Here is a 15691-nt window from a genome sequence, read left to right on the forward strand (position 1 = left end):
AGGAGCGGTGGGCACATGAAGCGGCGACTGTCGCGCAGGGCCCTGCTGCGGGGCGCGGGCGTCTGCCTGGCGCTGCCGTGGCTCGAGAGCGTCTCGCCCCGCGGGGCGCGCGCGGGGGAGCCGGGCGCCCCGAAGCGATTCCTGCTCTGCACCTTCCCGAACGGGGCGCCCCACCACTGGTGGGAGACGGCCCCCGCGTTCGGCAAGACGCTGAGAGGAGCCGATTTCAAGCTCCCGAGGGTGCTCGAGCACTTCGCGCCGGTGAAATCGAAGATGCTCATGATAAGCCGCCTCGGCAACTACACGTGGAGCAACGAGCAGGCTCCGTACATCGAGCCGTCCCACTCGCGGTGCACCGCCGCGCTGTCGACCTGCGTCGACGCCGATCGGCTGGGGAGGGCCGAGGGGCAGGACCTCGGCGCGTGGGTGGGCAACGGCGTCTCGGTCGACCAGCTCATCGTCCAGAAGGCGGGCCCGGAGCAGGCGACCCGCATCCCGTCGCTGCAGACGGGGCTCGGGGTCAAGCCCGGCTTCTTCGACGAGCGCAGCTACGCGTACAACCAGGCGATCTCCTGGAAGGGCCCGCGCGAGCCGCTGAAGCGCTCGGTCAACCCGAAGGCGGTGTTCGACGCGCTCGTCAGCGCTGGAGCGGCGAGCGCGGCGCCCGTGCCCGGGCTGACCGCCGAGCAGGCGAGGATCGAGGCCGAGCGCCGCGCGGCGGCCGAGAAGAGCGTGATCGACGCCGTGCTCGCGGACGCCAACGCGCTCATGAGGCGCGTCGGCTCGGAAGATCGCAAGATCGTCCAGCAATACCTGGACTCGCTCCGGGAGATAGAGAAGAACGTGGCGCGCGTCCAGGCGGCGATCCCGGCGAACCTCGGCTGCGCGCCGATCGGCGAGCCCGGGATGGTGCCCGAGCCGCCCGGGCCGGGGGAGGGGCTCAACGAGAACGACAGCACGGAAGCCGGCGAGTACAGGCACGACGATCACGCGAACGTCATGATCGATCTCATCGTCATGGCCATCCAGTGCGACGTCACGCGCGTGGTCACCCACATGCTCGACGACGCGCGCTCCGAGTTCGAATACCGGTGCATCCCCGAGGACGTCCGCGCGAAGGTGGGCCTCGAGCACAACCCGGCGAGCAGCCTGCACTTCCACGCTTCCCAGCACGGCCCCGGCTACCTGGACCGCGCGACGGAGGGCGGCCGCTACAGGGTCGTCGAGGAGAGCAACCTCGATTTCGCGGCGATCAACTGCTGGCTCGGACAGAAGACAGCGCAGCTCGCGCAGCGGCTCGACGCGATCCCGGAGGGCGACGGCACGGTGCTCGATCACTCGGTCATGGTGTACATGAGCGAGATGCGGACCCACGATCACGACGCCTACGACCTGCCCATCGTGCTCCTCGGCGGCGACGGCGTCTTCCTGAACGACGCGCACGTCGCTTACGACGCTGTGGGGAACGATCGCCAGCTCCGCGATCTCTGGTTCACCATCCTGAACCAGGTTTACGAGCTCGGCGTCGGGTCGTTCGGCGACGATCTCCGCGGCGTGCCGAACGCGCTGCTCGAGGAGATCCTCCGGTAGCCGCGCCGGCTCACGGGCGAGCCGGCGCGGGCGGCGCTCACCGCAGGATCAGGCACGTCGTGGTGGCGTGGGCGTAGAGGGTGCCGTCGGCGTCGCGCAGCGTCCCGTCGGCGGTGGCGTGGCGCTTGCCGAGGTGGACGACGCGGCCCTCGGCGATGAGCTCGGGCCCGCCGGCGCGCGGGGCCTTCACGAAGCTGACCTGGAGCGAGACGGTCGAGTAGCCGACCCCCGCCTCCAGGGACGCGTGCACGGCGCAGCCCATCGCGGAGTCGAGCATCGTGCTCAGATACCCGCCGTGGACCATCGCGATCGGATTCTGGTGCTGCTCGCCGGGAGATCCGGTGATGACGACCCGGCCGCCCTCCACCGCCGCGACCCGCAGCCCGAGGAAGCTCGCGATCGGCGCCATCGGCAGCTCGCCGTTCATCATGGCCGTGAGGTAGGCGAGGCCGGACATCGATCTCACCTTCTCCACCGCTGGCGCAGGATCTTGCCACGTCACCACCAGCTGTCGTTCCTGATTCGTCGTCATGATTCCCTCTCTCCCTGTTCCTGAATCCGACGTTCGCGACGTCCGTGACGTCCGTGACGTCCGCGCGAGCCCGCGATCGATGGGCCTCAGAGCCTATCCGTGCAAGGAAGCGAGCTCAAGGCCACCGCCGTTCTTCCGTCCGGCGCGGCGCGCGCCGGCGCCGGAGATCGCGACGCGCGCGGCCTGCACCTCCTCGTCGCTGATCACCGCGCGGACCATCTCGGCGATCCGCCTCCAGATGGAGTCCCTGCGGTACGGGAGCCCGACCTCCCTGCACAGGGCCTCGACCTCCCTCGCGACCTCGGGGTATTGCCGGAGCGGCAGGTCCGGCCAGAGGTGATGCTCGATCTGATACCCCATGTAGCCATGCAGGAAGTCGGCGGCGCTGCTGGGGCTCTCGTAGTTCACCGAGCCGACGATCTGCCGGACGTAGTACTCCTCGCGGCTGCGCGCGGCGCCCTCGAAGATGGGGATATCCAGGCCCGTGTGGGTCGGCGCGATCACCGCGAAGCTGTGCAGGTTCGACAGGAGCTCCGCCACCACGCTGTTGACGAGCACGCCGAGCGCCGCCCAGCGGCCGAGCGGCAGGAACGCGAGCGGCAGGAGGACGAAGTGGACGAGCGCATACGGCAGGTACGAGCGGAGCAGCATCTCGCGGTCGAGCAGCACGCTGGGCGACCAGGCCGCGCGCTCGCGCCCCTCCGTCGAGGCCTCGGCCGCGCGCTCGCGCCGCTTGCGGAGGGCGCTCCGGGTGGCCGGGCCATAGTAGAGCCACTTCCAGGTGCACGCGGTCACGAGCAGCGCGAGCGCGCGGACGAACTTCGGCTTGCTCTTCAGCCACGCCATGTTGACGGCGACGCGGTCGGGGTCGCGCTCGTCGCCGGTGTAGCAGTGATGAGAGACGTTGTGCTGCGCCTGCCACGCGTCGGCGTCCAGCCAGTCGAACCAGTCCCACAGGCTGCGCGGGCCCCGCGCGAACGTGCGGCTGTTCCAGGCCGGGTCGCCGCCGGCGACGCCATCATACGCCTTGTGGAGGACCGGGTGCGCGACAACGACCCACCTGGCGAACCGGCCAAGGGCGATGAGGATCATCGAGATCGGGTTGGGCCCGAGCGCGGACGTCGCGTACCCGAGGGCGGAGAAGGCGCGGCCCAGCAGGGACAGGCGCTTGATATGGCGGAGATCCTCCGCGCCCGTCCGGGCCGAGGCGCCGGCGCGGATCGCCTTGATGCCCGCCATCAGCCGCCGGGCATCCTCGGCCGAGAGCGAGGTCGTGCGAGGGGCCGTGTCGGTCGCCACGGGCGCGGTGCGGGGGAACGCATCATCGGTCTTCATCGTGAGCTCCGTCCTCTGCGTCTCGAGCGAAGCGAGGCGTGTCATGGCCATGGTGATGATTCGAGCGCTCATGACGCGCCCCCGGGGGCCTGGTGGCGCCGCAGCCAGGCGGCGATCTGCTCGTACGGGGTCCGAGGCACGGCCGGGCCGAGGCCGAGATCGAGCCTGCGGGGAAGCGCGATATGGCCGCCGCCGTCCATCCAGACGACGCGGGCGGGCGACGAGAGCCCCCCGCGCGCTGCCAGGCCGGCGAGCGTCGCCGGGGGCACCATCGGATCCTGGCGCGAGTACAGGAGCAGCGCCGGGGTGGCCAGCGAGCCAAGGATCCTCCCGGCGCCCTGGGCCTCGTAATAGGCCGTGGGATCGCGGAAACCGAAGCGGCGGACCACCGTCAGGCGGTCCCACTCGCGCAGCGTCGCCGCCCGATCGACGGCCGACGGCGGGACGGGCATCTGCCGCCGCCGCGCGATCTCCCGGTACATCCGCTTCAGCCCCCCGAGGACGTGGCGCCGGTACACGACGCTCTCGGGGCGATCCATGTGGCTCACGGCGCGATCGAGGTAGAGGGGCGAGCAGATCGAGGCCACGGCCGCGAGCCGCGGGTGCCCCGCCGCGGCGAGGTGGAGCGCCACGTGTCCGCCCATCGAGAAGCCGACGACGAAGATCCGCTCCTGGCGCGCAACCATGGGATCGCCGCTCAGCACGGCCGCGAGGTCCTCCCAGAGCCCCGCGTGGTGGAGATCCTCCGGGTCGCACGACGAGCCGCGCTGGCCGAGGCGGAGCACCGACAGCCCCTGCGCGCGCAGGGCAGCCGTCGCTGCGCGCAGGTAGGCCGAGCGCACATCCCCGCCCATGCCGTGCAGCAGGACGACCAGCTCGCGGCTGCCCGGGGACGGGAAGTACAGGCCGGTCAGCGTCGCCGCGCCGTACGGTCCGCCAGGGACGCGGAACCGCCAGGGGACCGGGGACGTGAGCTCCGGGGTGAGGCTGCTCGTGACGAAGCCCGCGAGGGTCGCGGCGTGGCCGCGCACGAGGCGCACGAGAGACGCGCGCTCCCCCTGCTGCGCGGTCAGGGGCTCGGGACGCTGCATCAAGGATGCGCGATGAAGGGCGTTCTGCTCGATCATGGGTCCTCTACCTCTTCCTCTCCGCCGCGAGGCGCGCTGTCCGGCGTGAGCTCCTGATCCCCGGGTGTTCGCCGAGGAGCCGGGCCGAGCGACAGCCGGCCACGGCCGGCACGGGGCGGCGTGGGTGCGGCGGCGAGAGGCGTCATTGCAGCAAGGATGCCAGTCTCCAGCGGGCCTCGTGGGCCGCCCTCCGCCCCGACGCGGGCGCGCCGCGCGTCCCCGGGGCTTCAGCGAGCCCAGGCTGTATCGGCGCGGACATCCGCTTGCTCGATCGAGCAACGCGCCGCGCCGCCGGCGGGTCCCTGCGGCCAGCCGGGGTAAAGGGGCCAGCCGCCAGCTGGAGGTCCTGGCCTCCATGTGAGGAGCGCCCCCGCGGCGCCGCGTGAGGGCTCCGGACGCCGAACCGCGGCGCCGGACGGGCGGAGTCGCGCCGCAGCCGGCTGGCACCGAGGTTGCCATGCACGAACCGGCATCGACGAAGGCATCCCGGCCGCGCTGCTCGCCGGCCGCGCCAGCGTCCCTTGCAGACCAGAGGTCTGCGCGAAGGAGCATACCCATGAATCCCGTGGCAATGTCTACAGGGGCTGTCCAGATCGTGGCGGGCGTCGTGATCGGTTATCTCACCGTCTCCATGGCAGAGTCGTTTCTCCACCGGAACGCGCTGCACGCGACCCTCAAGGTCCGAAGCGCGGCGAAGCGGCTCGGCTTCGTGGGCCGCCCGCTCTTGCGCGCACATACGAGTCATTCGGTCGTGCATCACGGCAAGACCTACCGTGAGAGTCACGTGCGGCAGTTCCGGAACCGGGAGGAGCAGGAGCGGCTGGATCGCTGGATCGTCGAGACCCAGGGCGACCGGCGGATGATCCGCGAGCAATACGGCGTCTCGCTGGCCGGCCTGGGGATCCTCGCGTTCGCCGCCCCCGTGCTGCCGTTCTTCGCGCTGTACGCGCTCTTCCTCCCGGCGGCGGTGGTCGTCGGCGCCTTGCTGCCGCTCGTGATCTACCCGCTGTCGTCGCTCGTCCTCCACCCGTACCTGCACATGCCGCGGGCCGAGGCCATGGCCCGCGCGTCGCGGCCGATGCGGTGGCTGCTCGACACGCGCTACGTGCGCTTCATCTCCCGGCACCACTACCTGCACCACCGGTACATGCACTGCAATTACAACCTCCTCTGGCTCGGCGACCTGCTCCTCGGGCGGCACCGCCGGCCGAGCGACGAGGATCTCGCCGAGATGCGCGGCCAGGGGATGATCTGCTGAACCCGCAGGTCAGACATCCTGACGGGGCTCTGCCTCGCGAGCGGGGAGAACTTCAACGCAAAGGCGCCAGGAGCGCAGAGGCGCAAAAGAGCAAGGTGTCTGTTGTTGCCCCTTCGCGGAAGAGGTGCTCCGGGGATTCACGGAGCTGGGCGCGCGTCGTGGTGGAAAATTACACCACGACGCGTTGCCGGCAGGGAGAACCGTCGTGGCCGGCTCGGCGACGCGATGCGCCGGGCAAGAACGTGCCGCCGCGCCCCAGATGACGCGATGCGATTTTCCTGCTCCGATGAATGCGCAGCCCGTTCATTGCATCGTAGTCGCCGAGCCGCCGAGGGCGCGGGGACGGGCGTGTCCTGGAGACGTTCAGGTTCGTGGGTTTCACTTGTCTTGCGGAGGTAGCCTATGGGGTGTGCGCGACACAGCAGCGGACGCATGTTGGTAGCTTGTTGTTTGCTCATCGGATTCAGCTCGGGGTGCGAGAGCTCGGTTGTCGTTCGCGAGCCATCTCCCCACGACGACTCGGTCGATCCGCCGCGGGACGAGGAGGCGGCTGACGTCGACTCGCCGGACAGGCCCGTTGCCCGGCCGGGGACGGCCGAGCACGTCGTCGATGTGCCGAACGGCGGCGGCGTGGGCGATCGATGCGCGGGCCCGTTCCCAGGCGAGGAGCCGAGCGACGGAAGCGGCTACTACCTGAAGCCCGGTCTCCTCTATCCCGCAGAGTCCTCGGGCGTGTACATGGGTCAGCTGTCGCTGGGCGACATCGACGGGGACAGGCGCTTCGACTTCGTGAGCACGGATCGCAGAGCGCTGTACTTGCAGACCCATCCGCGGGTACGGGACCTGAACGGCGAAGTCATCTACACCCCTTCCACGCCGGCCAACTCGGTCGAGGACACGTTGCTGCTCGACGCGGACCACGACGGCGCGCTCGACGTCGTCGTCGCGCAGCAGGAAGGGCTCGCCTTCCTCCGCAACCAGGGCGGCGGCGCCTTCGAGCCCCCGAGGACGATCGCCGCGCCAACCACGTTCTCCCCGACCGCCGTGGACCATGACGGGGATGGCGTCCTCGACATCGTCGGGCTCGGTTATCACAGCAAGATCCTCGTCTACCGGGGCGACGGCGGCGGCGGCTTCGAGCTGACCCACGAGCTGCCGGGCGGCGTGTTCATGTCCGGCATCGTCACCGGCGACGTGACAGGGGATGGCCACCCCGACGCGGTGATCGCGATGACCGGCGTGGGCGCGGGCATCGCCGTCTTTCCGCACGACATCGAGCGCGGGTTCGACACGACCGGACAGCAGGTCTTCTTCGAGACCACGCCGCCGAGCTCAGGCGTCTCGTTCGTCTCGGTCGCGGTGGGCGACGTGAACAACGACGGACGCCAGGACGTCGCCGCCATCACGCACGAGTACTCCGACGGGCCGATGCGGGTCTGGATCCTGCTGCAAGACGAGCTCGGCCACCTGACTGCGCCGCAGCCGCTGCTCACCATCGATGACCACCAGGTTTTCGTCTCAGGAGGCCTGCAGATCGCCGATCTGAACCTCGATGGGCGGAGCGATCTCGTCGCGGTCAGCCGAAACACCGCCGAGATGTGGTCGTTCCTCCAGACCCAGGAGGGCACGTTCGAAGCCGAGGCGGCTCCATTCCCAGGCACCTTCGAAAACATCGACGGTTTCGGCGTCGGCATCACCGATTTTGACTGCAACGGGTGCCCTGACGTCGTGGGCGTCCAGCTCGACGGTCTGGTCGTCTTCCGCGGTCGCGGCTGCGCGACGGCGCCTTGAGCGCTCCCGCGGGCGGCGCCTCCTGCCCCTCGTCCAGCCCGTCCTGAGCTCGTCCCGCCGGGAGCGGGGGGCCCGGATCTACGCGGCCTTCGCCGGCTTCGGGTTCAGCTCGAGGAAGCGGCGCTGGTAGGCGTACGAGCGAAAGCGGATCTTCAGCGGCGGCTTGTTGTTGCTCTCGATCTCGAGCTTCGCGCCGTCGTCGTGCTCGGCGCAGTGCGGGATGCGCAGCGTGTAGGTCGTGCCGCCGCCGGTGCGCACCGCGATGCTCCCGAGCGCGAGCCCGGCCGCGGCGACGGCCGCGTTGGTCCCGGTCTCGCCGTCGTGCGCCTTCGCCTCGATGCCGCGGGTCGCCGGCTTCGCGCACACGCAGCAGCCTGCCGGCCAGCTGATCGTCTCGCTCGTCACCGGCACCGGAAAGCCCGGCGTCGGGTGGACGTAGTCGTCGGCGAGCACGGTGAGGACGCGCTTGTCGACGAGGTACGCGGCCTGGCACTTGTCGCAGAACGCCGGGTCGTCGGTATGGTTGAGCTCGATCTCCTCGAGCGTCGCCTGGCAGCGCGGGCACGTCGCGGTGCCGGCCAGGTCCTTGGCGGCCAGGAGCGACCCGAGCGAAAACACCGCGAACCCGAGGCCGCCGGCGAGACAGAGCAGCCACAGCAGACCGGAGCGGCCGATCATCGCGCGGAAACAGAGGAACGAGAGGCCGGCGAGCACCGCCGTGATGACGGCGTACTTGATGGTGGAGCCCGTGTTGCGGGTCACGGTGGACGTCATGAGAGCGACCTTAGCGCCGGTCGACCCTCGAGCGCGCGCCGAACGCTGTCAGCGGGTCTCTCGCCCCCGGGCGGTGGCTACACCGCGCCGTCGCGGAGCCACTCGCCGAACCGCTCGCCGATCATCAGCGCTGTCAGGTTCGTGTTCACGCTCGGGATGGTCGGCATGATGCTCGCGTCCGCGACGACCAGGCCCTCGACGCCACGGACCCGCCCGCGCCCGTCGACCGCCGCCGAGAGGTCCCCCTCGGGCCCCATCGGGGCCGTCCCGCACGGGTGGTAGCCCGAGCCGCAGCTCCGGGTGATCCACCGCTCCAGCGCCTCCCGCCGCATCAGCGTGCGCTCCGTGGGCCAGACGAACCAGCCGAGCTCGCGCATCGGCGCGGTGCGGGCGATCTCGTACGCGAGCGTGAGCGCGTCGACCGCGCGCGACAGGTCGTCCCGGTCGACGAGCATGTTCGAGGCGATGCGGGGCCGCGCGTGCGGGTCGGCGCTCACGTGCTCGATGCGGCCGACGCCGCGCGGCTTGCCGATGCAGCACGCGATCGCGAACGCCGGCACCGTGAGGCGCGGGTGCAGCGGGAAGAACGAGCCCGGCTGGAGCATCACGTCGTTCGGGTACTCGCTCCCGCGCGACGTGTAGCGGAGCATCGTCTGGACGAGCGGCTGGCGCAGGACGTCGATCAGGCCGCGGCGGCGCGGCCACAGGCCGATGACGGCGCCCGGATGATCGAGCAGCCGCGCCCCCACGGCGGGCACGTCGGACACGAGCGCGACCCCGAGGCGCGCGAGCTCGGCCCGCGGTCCGATCCCGCTGCGCAGGAGGATCCCGGGCGTCGCGATCGCGCCGGCGCTCAGCACCACCTTCCGCGTCGCGACGACCTCGACGCGCCCGTCCGTCTCGATCTCGACCCCCTCGACCCGGCGGTTCCGCACGAGCACCCGCCGCACCGTCGTGCGCGGCCGGAGCCGCAGGTTCTCGCGCCGGCGCACCTCGGCGGTCAGGTAGCAGCGCGCGGCGCTCATGCGCTGTCCGTCGATCTTGTTCATCGCGTGCGGCCCGACGCCGCCGGGCGCGCGCGGATCGTTGGTGTCCGCGCACTCGGGGTGGCCGAGCGCCCTGCACCCGTCGACGAACGCCGCCTGCCACGGCACGAGCTCCTCGCGCCGGGCGCGGCGGATCGGCACCGGACCGCCCTTGCCGTGCCAGGGCTCGCCGAAGTCGAGATCGTCCTCGAGGCGCTTGAAATAGGGCAGGCAGGCGTCGAAGCCCCACTCGGGCAGGCCGAGCGCCGCCCACTCGTCGTAGTCGTAAGGCTGGCCGCGGACCGCGATGCACGTGTTCACGGCCGACGAGCCGCCGACCACCTTGCCGCGCGGGAAGAGGAACATGATCTGCCCGGGCGTCGGCCGGTGGCGATAGCCCCAGTCGTGCGCGAGCCACGAGTTGCGGGTGCCGTCCCGCAGATCGGCGGGCAGGCCTTCCGGGTCCGGGTAGTCCGGGCCCGCCTCGAGCAGCAGGACCTCGCGATCCGCGCGCTCCGTGACGCGCGCCGCGATCACGGCGCCCGCCGAGCCGGCCCCGACGACGACGAGCTCCGCGGCGCCGGCCGGGCGGGGGGAAGAGGACGTTGACGTTCGAAACACCTTGGAAACTCGACCTACACGGGATCGCGCCGCCGGGCAACGAACCCTCGAAACTGTCCTCGCTGTATGACCTTCATGCGGCGCCAGAGCGGCGCGCGCCGGGCGGCGTACGGCGCGCGCGCCCGTCCGAGGGTCCGATGATCCGCCCGGGAGGCCACATTGGAAACACCGAGGTTCATACAGGGTGTCTACTCGTTCGAGGGGCAGGGCCTGGAGCAGCCGGTGCCCCTTCGTCCGGCGGTCGGGTACACCGTCCCGCGGGACAAGCGCGCTCAGCTCATCTACCTGCGCGCGGGCAACTCCACGTCGGAGCTCATCTACCTGCTCCTCAAGCGCGACGGCCACCCGATGCGCTATTTCCCGATCGGCGCCAAGGCGGCGATCCACGTGCCCCTCGTGATCGTCGAGGACATCCACCCGGAGAGCGTGATCGAGCTGTGCGTGGGCGCGCCCGAAGGCGCGCGCGGGCTCGCGACGATCGACATCGGCCTGGCGGAGATCTGAGCCATGCAGAAGAAGCGAAAGCTCGTGTTGATCGGCAACGGGATGGCCGGCGTCCGCACGGTCGAGGAGATCCTCGCGCGGGGCGGGGCCGACCAGTTCGAGATCACCATCTTCGGCGACGAGCCTTATGGCAATTACAACCGCATCCTGCTCTCGGAGGTGCTGAACGGCTCCCAGGACCCGAGCGAGATCTTCCTGAACCCCCTGACCTGGTACCGCGAGAACGGCATCCAGCTCCACGCGGGCGTGCGCGCGCGGGCCATCCACCGGCACTCGCGCCAGGTGACGGGCGATCACGGGGTCGTGGCGCCGTATGACAACCTGATCCTCGCGACGGGCAGCTCGGCGTACATCCCGCCGATCCAGGGGTTGCGGCTCGAGGGCGGCAAGGAGAAGCCCGGTGTGTTCGTGTTCCGCAGCCTGGATGACTGCAACAAGATCGCCCAGTACGCGAAGGGCAAGCGGAGCGCCGCGGTCATCGGCGGCGGGCTCCTCGGGCTCGAGGCGGCGCGCGGGCTGCAGAACTTCGGTCTCGACGTCCACGTGGTCCACATCAGCGGTCACCTGATGGGGCAGCAGCTCGACGCCACGGCGGGCGGCATCCTGAGGACCACGCTCGAGCAGCTCGGCGTGACGGTGCACCTCAACAAGAGCACGAAGGAGGTGCTCGGAGAGGATCACGTGACGGGGCTCCGCTTCGCCGACGACGAGGCGCTCGCCTGCGATCTCGTGGTGATCTCCGCGGGCATCCGGCCGAACGTGGAGATCGCCCTGCGCGCCGGCCTGACCGTCGAGCGCGGGATCGTGGTGGACAACCACCTGCGCTCGCCCGACGACCCGAGGATCTACGCCGTCGGCGAGTGCTGCCAGCACCGGGGGCAGGTCTACGGGCTCGTGGCGCCGCTCTGGGAGCAGGGCAAGGTGCTGGCCGATCACATCACGAAGCGCAACGAGAAGGCCTCCTACGCCGGCTCGAAGGTCTCCACGAAGCTCAAGGTCATGGGCATCCAGCTCGCCTCGATGGGCATCACCGAGCCCGCCGACGACCGCGACGAGATCGTGCAGTTCCTCGAGCCGAAGAAGGGCACGTACAAGAAGCTCATCATCCGCGACGGCAGGCTGCTCGGCGGCATCCTCCTTGGCGACGTCAGCAAGGCAGCGTACCTGATGCAGGCGTTCGACAAGAGCACGCCGCTCCCGGAAGAGCGGCTGTCGCTGCTGTTCGACATCGGGGCGCCCTCGGCGCAGGCGACGATCGAGGAGATGCCGCAGGGGATGCAGGTTTGCAACTGCAACGGCGTCACCAAGGAGGGCCTCGTCGCGTGTGTGCGCTCCGGCAAGCGGACCCTCCGGACCATCATGGACGCGACGCGCGCGGGCATGGGCTGCGGGGCCTGCAAGCAGCTCGTCTCGGAGGTCGTGGCGTGGGCGTGCGGGGGCGCGGCGGAGCAGGACCCCGCGGCCAGCTACTACGTGCCTGGCGTCCCGCTGAGCAAGCCCGAGCTGGTCCAGGCGATCCGCGAGCGCGGGCTCCGGTCGGTGTCCGCCGTGTTCCGCGAGCTCGCCGGCGGGAACGAGGACCCGGGGAGCAAGCCGGGGCTCGCGTCGCTGCTCCGCACGTTATGGCACCACGACTACGAGGACGAGCGCGACGCCCGCTTCATCAACGACCGCGTTCACGCGAATATCCAGAAGGACGGCACCTTCAGCGTGATCCCGCAGATCGCGGGGGGCGTCACGTCGGCCGCGCAGCTCCGGCGGATCGCGGACGTCGTCGACAAGTACCGCGTGCCGCTCGTGAAGCTCACCGGCGGCCAGCGCATCGACCTGCTCGGCGTGAAGAAGGAGGACCTGCCGGCCGTGTGGCGCGATCTCGACATGCCCTCTGGGTTCGCCTACGGGAAGTCGTACCGCACGTGCAAGAGCTGTGTGGGGAGCGACTTCTGCCGGTATGGGCTCGGTGACAGCATCGCGCTCGCCTTGAAGATCGAGGACCGCTTCCAGGGCATGGACACGCCGGCCAAGCTGAAGCTCGCGACCGCGGGCTGTCCGCGCAACTGCTCGGAGGCGATGGTGAAGGACGTCGGCGCCGTGGCGGTGGAGGGCGGTAAGTGGGAGATCTACGTGGGTGGCGCGGCCGGCGCCCACGTGCGCAAGGGCGACGTGCTCTGTGGGGTCGACGCGCACGAGGACGTGCTCCGGCTCATGGGCCGCTTCATCCAGTATTACCGCGAGAACGCCAGGTACCTGGAGAGGACGTACGGCTTCGTGGAGCGCGTCGGCATCCAGAAGATCCGCGCGGTGGTCGTGGACGACAGCGAGGGCATCGCGGCGCGCCTCGACGAGGAGATGCGGAAGACGGTCGAGGCGTACCGCGATCCGTGGCGAGAGGCGAACTCACCGAAGACGGCGAACCAGTTCCGATCGGTCCTGCCGATCGTGCAATGAGGGGGCGCGACATGGAGATCACCCTGGGCCCCCTCTCGGCGATCCCGCCGGGCGAGGGGCGCGCGTTCGAGGTCGGATCGGAGCGCATCGCGGTGTTCGTCGCGCGGGATGGCCGCGTGTTCGCCACGCAGGCGAGCTGCCCGCACCGCGGCGGCCCGCTGGTCGACGGGCTGCTCGGCGGCTGCACGCTCATCTGCCCGCTGCACGCCCAGAAGTTCAACCTGGAGACCGGAGAGGCCCTGAGCGGCGGGGAGGGGCTCAAGACCTATCCCGTCCGCCTGAGCGCGACGAACCAGATCCTGGTGCGGATCGAGGGCGGCGGGGGCTGAGCGCCGGCCGCCCCGCGCCCGGGGGGAGGCCCGACGCCGGCGATGGCGTGTGCTGCCGCGCGGGCGCTCCGCGGAGCCCCTGGATCGCGCGTCTTTGGGTACGCTACCGGAGCGCGTCGCGCATCCCGCGTCACGCGATGTTGCCTGGAGGGTTCCCGTTCGTCATGGCCGACCCCACGACAGCCGCACCGCTCGCCCCCGGCGCCGTCCTCGGGGGCGATTTCCGCGTCGTCCGCCCCCTGAGCCAGGGGGGCATGGGCGCCGTGTTCGTCGCCGAGCAGCTCTCGACGGGCAAGCCGCGCGCGGTGAAGCTGATGCACGCGCAGCTCGCGCAGGACCCGCGCTTCCGCGAGCGCTTCGAGCAGGAGGCGAGGGTAGGGGCGCGGATCGAGAGCGATCACGTCGTCGAGGTCGTCGCCGCGGGGGTCGATCCCGCGACGCAGACGCCTTGGCTGGCCATGGAGCTGCTCGACGGGGCCGACCTTTCGGCCGTGATGGCGCAGCGCGGCGCGCTGCCGCCCGACGAGGTGCGCGAGCTGATGGGGCAGCTGTGCCACGCGCTCGGCGCGGCGCACCGCGCGGGGGTCGTCCACCGCGATCTCAAGCCCGAGAACATCTTCATCGCGCGGCCGCGGCAGCAGAACGTCCGCTTCAAGGTGAAGGTGCTCGACTTCGGCGTCGCGAAGATCGTGGCCGAGGCGCGGGCGACGACGTCGATCACCGCGTCGGTCGGGACGCCGCTCTGGATGGCGCCCGAGCAGACCGAGCTCGCCGCGCAGGTCGTCCCGGCGTCGGACGTCTGGGCGCTCGGGCTGCTCGCGTTCTACCTGCTCACCGCGCGCGTCTACTGGGTCGAGCCGAGCCGCGGGCCGAGCGCCTCGGTCATGTCGCTCATGCGCGAGGTGCTCTTCGGCCCGCTGGATCCGCCGTCCGCCCGCGCCGCGCAGCTCGGCTGCGCGCACCTGATCCCCCCCGGCTTCGACGCCTGGTTCGCCCGGTGCCTCGCCCGCGACGTCCGCGCTCGCTTCGCCGACGCGGCGCAGGCCATGGCGGCGCTCGATCCCGTGCTCGCCGCGGCTGCCCACAGGTCCGCGCCGCTGCCGGCCGTGCCATCCATGCCCACACCGCCGGTGTATTCCGGCCCTTCCGGGCCGACCACCGCGCCGACCCAGCCGGGGGTCTACCGCACCGACGTCGGCGGCATGGCCGGCGGCACGCTCGTCCCGGTGCCGGCGTTGCCCCCGCGCAGGGCCCCCTGGGGCCTGCTGCTCGCGATCGCCGGCGGCGGGCTGGTCGCCGCCGCCGCGCTCATGGCCTTCGGCTTCATGGCCTTCCAGCGGTTCCGCGCGGCGGAACGCGCCGCCGACAGCGCGCCGCCGGCGCCGCTGCACGGCAGCGGCGATGCGCCCGCGGGCGGGGCTCCGACGCCGCCGGCCAGACCATCGAGCGCCGCGGCGAGCAGCGACGTCGATCTGGCCGGCACGTACGACATCGTATCGTCGCGCAACCCGGGCGGGCAGGGCAGCTACTCGGGCAACGTCCTCCTCTCCCCGAGCGGTGACACGTACCGCATCGCCTGGATCATCACGAAGGGCGCGGGCTACGAGGGGATCGCGTTCGTGCAGGGGCAGACGCTCGCCGTGGGATGGGCGAGCGGCGGGCCCTACGGCGCGGCCGCCTACCGCATCGACGGCGGCCGCCTCCGCGGGCAGTGGATCGCCACGGACCGGCCCGGCCAGGTGATCTCCGAGGAGCTGGAGGGCCCTGAAGGGCTGGTCGGCAGCTACCGGATCGTCGACGGCGCTCGCAAGGGCACGGTCGTCATCGTGCCCACGGGCGAGACGTACGCCGTCACGTGGGCGCTGAGCACCGGCGCGCTGAAGGGGGTGGGCATCCGCTCGGGCGATCAGCTCGTCGTGGGCTGGTCGCCGAGCCAGCAGGTCGGCGTGGTCAGCTATGCGATCGCGGGCCGGCAGCTCGCGGGGCGATGGGGGACCCTGGGCGGCACGCTGGCGGGGAGCGAGGCGCTGGTGCGCCGGTGATCCAGCGAGGCGTCGGAGCCCGCGCGCGCTCTCCGGTCGCGAGAGCCGGAAGGCCTCTGCGACGGGAGGCGACGCGCTGGAGGATCCGGCTCTCGCATATCGCCGCTGAAGCATCGGTGCAGGAGAGCGGCGGAGAGGCGCCGGGGCCGGCGAAGCCGCGGCGTCGCGCTGCGAGCCGACGGTGACCTGTTCGGCGACGGTCGCCATCGCCTAAGCCGCTCCTCCGAGCGCCGCCAAGAGCTCCGCCTCGGCCGCGCAGAGTGCCGCCGCGCCACCCGGCGTCGCGCTCCAGTACGTCGTCGAGTACCGGCGGCT

General features: G+C 71.2%; 12 protein-coding genes. 7 read left to right on the forward strand and 5 right to left on the reverse strand.

Annotation, left to right across the window (positions count from 1 at the left end; all coding sequences use genetic code 11):
- Nucleotides 1–15: 15 nt before the first annotated feature.
- Nucleotides 16–1590 carry a DUF1552 domain-containing protein gene (locus WMF12_RS18505; protein WP_437872883.1) on the forward strand — a complete coding sequence of 525 codons (1575 nt, stop codon included), beginning with the start codon at nt 16–18 and terminating at the stop codon, nt 1588–1590.
- A 37-nt stretch (nt 1591–1627) separates the two neighbouring features.
- On the opposite strand, the gene WMF12_RS18510 is transcribed toward WMF12_RS18505, so the two are convergent.
- The 3 genes from WMF12_RS18510 to WMF12_RS18520 form a co-directional block, all read right to left on the reverse strand.
- Complete coding sequence (locus tag WMF12_RS18510; RefSeq protein ID WP_437872884.1) at nt 1628–2122, reverse strand: PaaI family thioesterase; 495 nt, start codon at nt 2120–2122, stop codon at nt 1628–1630.
- A 93-nt stretch (nt 2123–2215) separates the two neighbouring features.
- Nucleotides 2216–3529 (reverse strand): fatty acid desaturase family protein, encoded by a 1314-nt coding sequence (locus WMF12_RS18515; protein ID WP_437872887.1) that lies wholly within the window; start codon nt 3527–3529, stop codon nt 2216–2218.
- Nucleotides 3526–4584 carry an alpha/beta fold hydrolase gene (locus WMF12_RS18520; RefSeq protein WP_437872888.1) on the reverse strand — a complete coding sequence of 353 codons (1059 nt, stop codon included), beginning with the start codon at nt 4582–4584 and terminating at the stop codon, nt 3526–3528. The genes WMF12_RS18515 and WMF12_RS18520 overlap by 4 nt, the downstream gene beginning before the upstream one ends.
- Nucleotides 4585–5140: 556 nt before the next feature.
- On the opposite strand from WMF12_RS18520, the gene WMF12_RS18525 reads away from it, so the two are divergent.
- Nucleotides 5141–5842: a hypothetical protein gene (locus WMF12_RS18525; protein ID WP_437872889.1), complete on the forward strand. Its 702-nt coding sequence runs from the start codon at nt 5141–5143 to the stop codon at nt 5840–5842.
- 432 nt (nt 5843–6274) lie between these two features.
- On the forward strand, nt 6275–7633 hold the full coding sequence (locus tag WMF12_RS18530) for an FG-GAP repeat domain-containing protein (RefSeq protein ID WP_437872890.1): 1359 nt from the start codon (nt 6275–6277) through the stop codon (nt 7631–7633).
- A gap of 78 nt (nt 7634–7711) precedes the next feature.
- Here WMF12_RS18530 and WMF12_RS18535 read toward each other — a convergent pair whose 3' ends face one another.
- Together WMF12_RS18535 and WMF12_RS18540 are read right to left on the reverse strand one after the other, a co-directional pair.
- Entirely contained in the window at nt 7712–8407 is a 696-nt protein-coding gene (locus tag WMF12_RS18535) for a hypothetical protein (protein WP_437872891.1), read from the reverse strand.
- Between the two features lie 77 nt (nt 8408–8484).
- Nucleotides 8485–10053 carry a GMC family oxidoreductase gene (locus tag WMF12_RS18540; protein WP_437872893.1) on the reverse strand — a complete coding sequence of 523 codons (1569 nt, stop codon included), beginning with the start codon at nt 10051–10053 and terminating at the stop codon, nt 8485–8487.
- A gap of 159 nt (nt 10054–10212) precedes the next feature.
- Here WMF12_RS18540 and WMF12_RS18545 point away from each other — a divergent pair, with 159 nt between their 5' ends.
- From WMF12_RS18545 to WMF12_RS18560, 4 genes are all read left to right on the forward strand, one after another.
- Entirely contained in the window at nt 10213–10557 is a 345-nt protein-coding gene (locus WMF12_RS18545; protein ID WP_012236117.1) for a hypothetical protein, read from the forward strand.
- A 3-nt stretch (nt 10558–10560) separates the two neighbouring features.
- Entirely contained in the window at nt 10561–13005 is a 2445-nt protein-coding gene (gene nirB / locus WMF12_RS18550; RefSeq protein WP_437872894.1) for a nitrite reductase large subunit NirB, read from the forward strand.
- A gap of 11 nt (nt 13006–13016) precedes the next feature.
- On the forward strand, nt 13017–13334 hold the full coding sequence (locus WMF12_RS18555) for a Rieske (2Fe-2S) protein (RefSeq protein WP_437746974.1): 318 nt from the start codon (nt 13017–13019) through the stop codon (nt 13332–13334).
- A gap of 164 nt (nt 13335–13498) precedes the next feature.
- The gene (locus WMF12_RS18560) at nt 13499–15376 is read left to right on the forward strand and encodes a serine/threonine protein kinase (RefSeq protein ID WP_437872895.1); all 1878 of its coding nucleotides are present in this window, start codon (nt 13499–13501) and stop codon (nt 15374–15376) included.
- The last annotated feature ends 315 nt before the right edge of the window (nt 15377–15691 follow it).

Origin of the sequence: Sorangium sp. So ce363 (assembly GCF_051520435.1) — a bacterium.
Lineage (GTDB): Bacteria > Myxococcota_A > Polyangia > Polyangiales > Polyangiaceae > Sorangium > Sorangium cellulosum_B.

Bases quoted from the DNA above. Each gene is read 5' to 3' on its own strand.
- WMF12_RS18505 (WP_437872883.1), top strand. From the start codon at position 16: ATGAAGCGGCGACTGTCGCGCAGGGCCCTGCTGCGGGGCGCGGGCGTC.
- WMF12_RS18510 (WP_437872884.1), bottom strand. From the start codon at position 2,122: ATGACGACGAATCAGGAACGACAGCTGGTGGTGACGTGGCAAGATCCT.
- WMF12_RS18515 (WP_437872887.1), bottom strand. From the start codon at position 3,529: ATGAGCGCTCGAATCATCACCATGGCCATGACACGCCTCGCTTCGCTC.
- WMF12_RS18520 (WP_437872888.1), bottom strand. From the start codon at position 4,584: ATGATCGAGCAGAACGCCCTTCATCGCGCATCCTTGATGCAGCGTCCC.
- WMF12_RS18525 (WP_437872889.1), top strand. From the start codon at position 5,141: ATGAATCCCGTGGCAATGTCTACAGGGGCTGTCCAGATCGTGGCGGGC.
- WMF12_RS18530 (WP_437872890.1), top strand. From the start codon at position 6,275: ATGTTGGTAGCTTGTTGTTTGCTCATCGGATTCAGCTCGGGGTGCGAG.
- WMF12_RS18535 (WP_437872891.1), bottom strand. From the start codon at position 8,407: ATGACGTCCACCGTGACCCGCAACACGGGCTCCACCATCAAGTACGCC.
- nirB (WP_437872894.1), top strand. From the start codon at position 10,561: ATGCAGAAGAAGCGAAAGCTCGTGTTGATCGGCAACGGGATGGCCGGC.
- WMF12_RS18555 (WP_437746974.1), top strand. From the start codon at position 13,017: ATGGAGATCACCCTGGGCCCCCTCTCGGCGATCCCGCCGGGCGAGGGG.
- WMF12_RS18560 (WP_437872895.1), top strand. From the start codon at position 13,499: ATGGCCGACCCCACGACAGCCGCACCGCTCGCCCCCGGCGCCGTCCTC.